Source organism: Suttonella ornithocola (assembly GCF_001889065.1).
GTDB classification, from domain to species: Bacteria; Pseudomonadota; Gammaproteobacteria; order Cardiobacteriales; family Cardiobacteriaceae; genus Suttonella_A; species Suttonella_A ornithocola.
On the sequence record NZ_LWHB01000097.1, the window covers coordinates 1 to 3622 of the forward strand.

Here is a 3622-nt window from a genome sequence, read left to right on the forward strand (position 1 = left end):
GCCATTATCAATGGAGAATTGTTTGCCTTACGCTTATATGATGGTTCTATTAACAGCGATATTTTCTCTCATTGGGTGAGAGAAGCACTGTTACCTGAGTTACCTAAAAACAGTGTAATTGTCATGGACAATGCCGCTTTTCATAAACGCAGTGATATTCAAGCAATCATTGAAGAGCATGGGCATGAGATAGTTTGGTTACCCCCTTATAGTCCAGACTTAAATCCCATTGAAAAGATGTGGGCTTGGATTAAGCAAATACGCAAAGAATGGCGGATGGATTGTATTGATACTTTATTCTTTTATCTGCTTTGGATTGGGTTGGGCTTTAGATGATTGTACTATAATAATTTACCATTTTCTTCAAGTAGGAATCCAAATGAAGTTGATGATAATGAATTGATTTTATTAAATGTCGGAGATTTTCTGAAAAAGTAGTCTTAAGATAAGAAAAATAAAAGCGACCTGATTAATGGTCGCTTTTATTTTTACTAATAATATTAGGCTGCTTTATCTAGTTGACGTAAGACGTATTGTAAAATACCGCCGTTTTGATAATACGCCCATTCTTTCGGTGTATCGATACGAACTTTGACTTCAAAGGTTTTCTTATCACCATTTGGAGAGGTTGCAGTAACTTCGATTGTTTTCATTCCTTTGCTTAATGGCGCAAAGTCAAAGGTTTCATCACCTTTTAAACCTAGGCTATCGCATGTATCACCGTCTTTAAATTGTAATGGTAATACGCCCATGCCAACGAGATTAGAGCGGTGAATACGTTCAAAGCTTTCTGCAATAACGGCTTTTACACCTAATAAGATAGTGCCTTTCGCTGCCCAATCTCGAGAGGAACCAGTGCCATATTCTTTACCTGCAAGAACTATCAATGGAATATTTTCTTTTTGATATGCCATTGATGCGTCATAGATGGTTTCAACTTCGTTATTTAAGAAGTTAGTGGTAAATCCGCCTTCTGTGCCAGGTGCTAATTCGTTGCGTAGGCGAATGTTGGCAAATGTACCACGAACCATCACGTCATCGTTACCACGACGAGAACCGTAAGAGTTGAAATCTTTAGATTCTACTCCGCGGCTAATGAGATATTGACCTGCAGGAGTTTCTGGTTTGAATGAGCCAGCAGGAGAAATATGGTCGGTAGTAATGGAATCCCCTAAGCGTGCTAAAACACGAGCGCCTTTGATTTCTGGTAAATTAGCAGGTGCTTCTTTGCCCATACCATCGAAGTAAGGTGGGTTTTTGATATAGGTTGATTCATCGTTCCAGTCGTAGCTTTCTGACTCGGTAACTTCGATGTTTTGCCACATTTCTGAACCTTTAAAAACATCGCTATAGCCTTTGACGTACATATCACGTTGGATTGCTGAAAGCTGGGACTGGACTTCTTCAGGCGTTGGCCAAATGTCTTTAAGATAGATATCTTCGCCTTGTTCGTTTTGACCAATTGGCTCTTTGGTGATGTCTTTAGTCACGGTACCGAGTAAGGAGTAAGCAACAACTAGTGGCGGCGAAGCAAGGAAGTTCATTTTAACTTTTGCATGCACACGACCTTCAAAGTTACGGTTACCAGATAAGACAGAAGCAACGGTTAAATCGTTAGCATCAATGGCATCACCAATAGCATCTGGTAATGGTCCAGAGTTACCGATACAAGTTGTACAGCCATAACCAACAACATCAAAACCAATTTGGTTGAGGTATTGTGTGAGTCCGGCTTTTTCTAAGTATTCTGTAACGACTTGAGATCCTGGTGCTAAAGAGGTTTTACACCAAGGTTTACGTTTTAAGCCTTTTTCAACGGCTTTTTTCGCAACTAGTCCAGCCGCCAATAAGACAGACGGGTTAGAAGTGTTGGTGCAGCTGGTAATCGCGTTAATCACGACAGCACCGTCTTCTAAGGTAAAGGTTTCACCGTCTAAAGTAACTTCAACAGATTTACGCTCTTTAGGTAATAAGTCATTGACGGTTGCTGAAAGATTGCTCAATTCGATACGGTCTTGTGGACGTTTTGGACCTGCAACGGAAGGAACAACGGTTCCCATATCTAAAGTAAGCGTTTCGGTGTAGGTTGGGCGATCGCCCGGATTACGCCACATGCCTTGCGCTTTAGCATACTCTTGAGTTAAGGCAATTAATTCTTCGCTACGACCAGAAAGACGCATATAGTTGAGCGTTTCTTCATCGATTGGGAAAATACCACAAGTTGCGCCATATTCTGGTGCCATGTTGGCAATGGTTGCGCGATCTGCAAGAGGTAAATCAGCTAGACCGTCACCATAGAATTCTACAAATTTACCAACGACGCCCAATTGACGCAACATTTGGGTAACGGTTAATACAAGGTCGGTCGCGGTGACACCAGGTTGTAGTTTGCCAGTTAATTCGAAACCGACAACATCAGGCACAAGCATGGTGATTGGTTGTCCTAGCATTGCCGCTTCGGCTTCAATACCACCTACACCCCAACCAAGAACACCTAAGCCGTTAATCATGGTGGTATGGGAGTCTGTACCAACTAAGCTGTCGGGATAAACAACTGTTTCGCCATTTTCTTCGTTTTGGAAAACGACTTGTGCGAGATATTCAAGGTTAACTTGGTGAACGATACCAGTATCTGGTGGAACAACGCGAAAGCGATCAAAGGCTTTTTGTCCCCAGCGTAGGAATTGATAGCGCTCATGGTTACGCTCAAATTCTAATTCCGCATTTTTCTCAAGTGCATCTGTTGTGCCGAAGTAGTCAACCATTACTGAGTGGTCAATAACTAAATCAACAGGAACTTGTGGGTTGATTTTATCAGGGTTACCACCAAGCTTAACCATTGCATCACGCATCGCTGCTAAATCGACAACGCAAGGCACACCGGTAAAGTCTTGTAGGATAACGCGGCTAGGAGAAAAGGCAATTTCTTTTTCATCTAAGCTGGTTGGAGTCCAAGTTGCTAAGGCTTTTACATCTTCTTCGGTGACAGATTCGCCATCGGTGGTTCTTAATAGATTCTCTAGAAGGATTTTAATAGAGTAGGGGAGTTTTCCAAGATGCTCCGGCGCAACAACTGACTTAAGTGGATAATAAGTATAGTTTTTACCGTTAACACTGAGCTTTTCGGTCGCATTAGGATTCGTCATATTGCCTCTCTTTTTTGAATTCCTGTATAGTTTACGCCATATTAGAAAAAACGGCAAAGTAGTTGACCAGAGATGATTTTAACCTTTAGCAATTAAATCGCTTGTTTTAGGCGTTATCGATATCTGATTTGGCATATTTGTAAGGCTCTAGACTATCAGGAATAACCTGTTAGTCTAGAAAAATGAAATCTAACAGCAAACTAGGTACATATAAGCTTAAAAAAAAAATTGTGCAATGCTTTTGTATTGCTATTGACACAACCAAAACAGCTCTTCTGCTGAATGTAAACCGTAATACCATTAACCGCTGGTACGCTATCTTTCGCCAAGAAATTTATCAGTATCAACTAAACCAGAAAAACCTTTTATATGGCTCAATTGAGATCAATGAATCCTACTTTGGCGCAAAGCGTCAAAGGGATTATCATGACAAGCTCAAACGTGGTCGTGGGACTTTAAAACAATCCGTCTTTGGT

At 41.1% G+C, this 3622-nt stretch carries 2 protein-coding genes and 1 pseudogene; 2 read left to right on the forward strand and 1 reads right to left on the reverse strand.

Going from position 1 to position 3622, the window contains the following annotated elements; genetic code table 11:
• The coding region (locus A5N85_RS07975) for a transposase (protein ID WP_143143217.1) at positions 1-336 on the forward strand (336 nt) is incomplete at its 5' end.
• 164 nt (positions 337-500) lie between these two features.
• On the opposite strand, the gene acnA is transcribed toward A5N85_RS07975, so the two are convergent.
• Positions 501-3146 carry an aconitate hydratase AcnA gene (gene acnA, locus A5N85_RS07980; RefSeq protein WP_072576763.1) on the reverse strand — a complete coding sequence of 882 codons (2646 nt, stop codon included), beginning with the start codon at positions 3144-3146 and terminating at the stop codon, positions 501-503.
• Between the two features lie 182 nt (positions 3147-3328).
• Between acnA and A5N85_RS15650 the strand changes: the two are divergent.
• A pseudogene (locus A5N85_RS15650) lies at positions 3329-3622 on the forward strand (IS1595 family transposase); the annotation flags it as partial.

Bases quoted from the DNA above. Each gene is read 5' to 3' on its own strand.
- acnA (WP_072576763.1), bottom strand. From the start codon at position 3,146: ATGACGAATCCTAATGCGACCGAAAAGCTCAGTGTTAACGGTAAAAAC.